General features: G+C 61.0%; 2 protein-coding genes. One reads left to right on the top strand and one right to left on the bottom strand.

Going from position 1 to position 4,210, the window contains the following annotated elements:
• Positions 1-263: 263 nt before the first annotated feature.
• On the bottom strand, positions 264-2,243 hold the full coding sequence (locus WMO66_RS01500) for a DNA gyrase/topoisomerase IV subunit B (RefSeq protein ID WP_349134644.1): 1,980 nt from the start codon (positions 2,241-2,243) through the stop codon (positions 264-266).
• Between the two features lie 338 nt (positions 2,244-2,581).
• Here WMO66_RS01500 and WMO66_RS01505 point away from each other — a divergent pair, with 338 nt between their 5' ends.
• The gene (locus tag WMO66_RS01505; protein WP_349134645.1) at positions 2,582-3,850 is read left to right on the top strand and encodes a glycoside hydrolase family 3 protein; all 1,269 of its coding nucleotides are present in this window, start codon (positions 2,582-2,584) and stop codon (positions 3,848-3,850) included.
• Positions 3,851-4,210: the final 360 nt, after the last annotated feature.

Below are 4,210 nucleotides of genomic sequence, written 5' to 3' on the forward strand. Positions count from 1 at the left end.
AGGGGCACGCCGCATCCGTAAGGCGGCAAAGCCGCCAACGGCTGCGCAGTGAGCGCCGCTACAGACGCAATTGGTTTGTGCGTTTTTATCGATACCCAATACGAATCGTCGGTGCACCGCCGGGAGGGACATGTCCCTCCCCTACAACGCATGGCCGAAGGCCCGTGAATTATTCATTCTTCATTTTTCAGTCTTCAGTATTCATTTATTTCTGCGTGCCCCTCCCCTACAACGCACGTCTGGCAGCCTCGTTAAATTTTACACTACGAAATATCCGCCATTTCCAGATACTGGCTGCCGTTTTCGGCGATATATTCCTTTCTTCCGGCGAGATTATCGCCGAGGAGGAGGTCAAAATAGAACGCCGTTTTCTCCGCGTCCTCCGGCATGACCTTGATGAGGCGGCGCGTTTCGGGGTTCATCGTCGTGAGCCACATCATCTCCGGCTCGTTCTCGCCGAGGCCCTTCGAGCGCGCGACGGAAATCTTCTTTCCCTCGAGTTTTTTCAGAATATCAGCCTTCTCCGTCTCGTTGTAGGCAAACCACGTTTTGTCCTTGCAGGTGATCTCGAACAGCGGTGTCTCCGCGATATAGACATAGCCCTCGCGGATGAGCGTGGGTACAAGGCGGTAGAGCATCGTGAGCACGAGCGTGCGGATCTGGAAGCCGTCGTAATCGGCATCGGTGCAGATGACGATCTTGTTCCAGCGCAGGCTGCCGAGGTCAAAGGCCGTCAGGTCCTTGACGTGCTTGTCGCGCACCTCGACGCCGCAGCCCATAACGCGCAGCAGGTCCGTGATGATCTCGCTCTTGAAAATGCGGGCATAGTCCGCCTTCAGACAGTTGAGGATCTTGCCGCGGATGGGCATGATGCCCTGAAATTCCGCGTCGCGCGAGAGCTTGACCGAGCCCATGGCGGAATCGCCCTCGACGATATACAGCTCGCGGCGGCTGGCATCGCGGCTGCGGCAGTCGACGAATTTCTGCACGCGGTTGGCGATGTCGAGATTGCCGGAGAGCTTCTTTTTGACCGTGATGCGGGCACGCTCGGCCGTCTCGCGGCTGCGCTTGTTGATGAGCACCTGCTCGGCGATACGGTCGGCCTCCTGCTTGTTCTCGAGGAAATAGACCTGCAGGCGGCTGCGGAAGAACTCCGTCATGGCCTCCTGAATGAAGCGGTTGTTGATGGACTTTTTCGTCTGGTTCTCATAGGACGTCTGCGTGGAGAAGCAGTTCGTCACAAGCACGAGGCAGTCCGCCACGTCCTGGAATGTGATCTTCGATTCGTTCTTCGCATATTTGCCGTTCTGCTTGAGATAGGCGTCGATGGCGGAGACGAACCCGCTGCGCGCGGCCTTGTCCGGCGCGCCGCCGTGCTCGAGCCACGAGGAGTTATGATAGTATTCCAGACGGCTCAGATTGCGCGAGAAGCACAGCGCCGCCGTGATCTTTACCTTATATTCCGGCTTGTCCGCCCGGTCGCGGCCGCGGCGCTCCGTCTCCCAGTACTGCGGCATGGTGAAGGCGTTGCCGTCCGTCAGCTCCGTGATGTAGTCGAGGATGCCGTGCTCATAGCAGAACTCCGTTGTCTCGAACTTGCTGCCGGCCTGATTGCGGAAGCGGAACGTCACGCCCGCATTGACGACGGCCTGCCGCTTGAGCGTGTCAAGATAATACTCCACGGGGATGTCGATATCCGTGAAGACCTCGAGGTCCGGCTTCCAGTGGAACAGTGAGCCGGTCTTTTTGCGGTCGGCGGGCTTTTTCTCCATCTGACCGTCGATTTCGCCCTTTTTGAAGTGCAGGTGATATTCGAAGCCGTCTCGGAAGACCCGCGCATTGAAATACTCCGAGGCATACTGCGTGGCGCAGGTGCCGAGGCCGTTCAGGCCAAGGCTGTATTCATAGTTTTCGCTGGCATTGTTGTTGTATTTGCCGCCCGCGTACATCTCGCAGAAGACCAACTCCCAGTTGTAGCGCTGCTCCTTCTCGTTCCAGTCCACGGGGCAGCCGCGGCCGAAGTCCTCGACCTCGATGCTGCGGTCGGCGTAGCGCGTGACGATGATGAGCTTGCCATAGCCCTCGCGCGCCTCGTCAATGGCGTTCGACAGGATCTCAAACACGGCGTGTTCGCAGCCGTCCAGCCCGTCGGAGCCAAAAATGACCGCGGGGCGCTTGCGAACGCGCTCCGCGCCTTTGAGCGTGGTAATGCTCTCGTTGCCGTATGCTTGCTTTTTGGCCATAATGTCCCTCGCTCTGCATGGTTTCATGATCGTGATAATAAATATAGTATATCCCGGCGGCTGCAAAATGTCAAGAAATCTGCGAAGGGCCGGACTCGCGGAATTTATTATGGATATCATTCCTGTAGCGGCTGCGCAGTGACCGCCGCTACAGACGCAACCGGTGTGTCCGTTTTTATCGACAGCCTGTACGAATCGAAAGCGCAGCGCCGGGCCCGGCTGTCCGCTCCCCTGCAATTACAATGTTCCGCGAAAAAACGCCTTGTATTTTCCCCTCATTTCCGGTACAATAGGAAAAAATCAAGTCATACGTTATAAAGATAGAGAGGTCGATTTCCATGAAACACAATCGCGGCGGGATCCTGATCGCCGTTCTGCTGCTGGTCATCGCAGTCGCCGTAGCCGGTATCGTCTATTACGTCCTGCGTATCACGCAGACAGGCCCGGCCACGGCCACCGGCGGCGTGGAGCCGACGGAGCCTTCCTCCTCCGCCGCGCCGACCGACGCTCCGGAGACAGACGCGCCGACCGAAACGGAGGCCCCGACGGAGACCACTTCGCCCGAGGAGCTGGCCGCGCAGGAGATCCTGGACGGCATGACCCTCGACGAGAAGCTATGCCAGCTCTTCGTCGTCACGCCGGACGCACTGACGGGCCTCTCCCCCGCCACGGCGGCAGGGGACGCCACGCGCGGGGCGCTGGAACGCACGCCCGTCGGCGGGCTGGTGTATTTCGCGCAGAACATCGTATCGGCAGAGCAGGTCACGCAGATGCTGCAGACCGCGCAGAGCTACAGCAAGATCCCGCTGCTGCTGGGCGTGGATGAGGAGGGCGGGCGCGTGTCGCGCCTGAGCGGCGTCGGCCTGACGGATGTACTGGACCCGATGGCGACCTACGGCGCGGCCGGAGACACGGCCGCCGTTGAGGCCATGGGCAAGAAGCTGGGCGGTCAGGTGAAGGGAGCAGGCTTCAACGTGGACTTTGCACCGGTGGCAGACATCGTGACGAATCCGAACAACACGGAGATCGGCGACCGCTCGTTCAGCAGCGACCCCGCCGTCGCCTCCGATATGGTCGCCGCCATGACGCGCGGCCTGCAGGAGGGCGGCGTGCTGGCCTGCCTGAAGCACTTCCCCGGCCACGGCAGCACGGAGGCGGACTCCCATCTCGGCACGTCCGTCACAAACCGCACGCTGGACGAGCTGCGCGAGGCGGAGCTGCTGCCCTTCCGCGCCGGGATCGAGGCGGGCGCGGGCATGATCATGGTCTCGCATATGTCCGCCCCGGCCGTCACGGGCGACAACACGCCCTGCGACCTCTCCCCCGCCGTTGTGACGGACCTGCTGCGCACGGAGCTGGGCTATGACGGCGTCGTCATCACAGATGCGCACAATATGGGCGCCATCACGGCGAACTACACACCCGGCGAGGCAGCCCTGCTGGCCATCGAGGCCGGCTGCGACCTCATCCTGATGCCGGACGACCTCGACGCCGCCCTGCAGGCCCTGCGCGATGCCGCCGCAGACGGCACGCTGACCGAGGCCCGCATCAACGAGAGCGTCCTGCGCATCCTGACGCTGAAGGCAAAGGCAGGACTGCTGGGATAATCCGCTGTAATTGCAGGGACAGGGCAGCGTAAGGACGCGCCTTCCTCCCGTGTCATTGCGAGGAGGGCGTAAGCCCGACGTGGCAATCTCAAGCAGGCACTTACGAATCCGCCGGGGCCTTCCTGTGTTCCAGCCAGTCCTGCGAGATTGCCACGGCTCCTGCGGAGCCTCGCAATGACAAGTCAGGAAGCCTGCCGCTGAACGTACAAAAAGCGCCGCGGGTGCGGCGCTCGGACTGTCGGAAAAGCCTCGCAGAGTTTGCGCCCGCAGGCGCAAAGAAAACGGAAATCATTTTCTCCGGCGGCGTGTACGTCGGAGAAAATACCGCTCGGCTCGCAAACGTGCGAAGGGCGTGCCCTT

It is taken from the genome of Faecousia intestinalis (genome assembly GCF_040096185.1).
Lineage (GTDB): Bacteria > Bacillota > Clostridia > Oscillospirales > Oscillospiraceae > JAZOXB01.

Excerpts from the sequence above, each read along its gene's own strand:
- WMO66_RS01500 (WP_349134644.1), bottom strand. The coding sequence starts at position 2,243 with ATGGCCAAAAAGCAAGCATACGGCAACGAGAGCATTACCACGCTCAAA.
- WMO66_RS01505 (WP_349134645.1), top strand. The coding sequence starts at position 2,582 with ATGAAACACAATCGCGGCGGGATCCTGATCGCCGTTCTGCTGCTGGTC.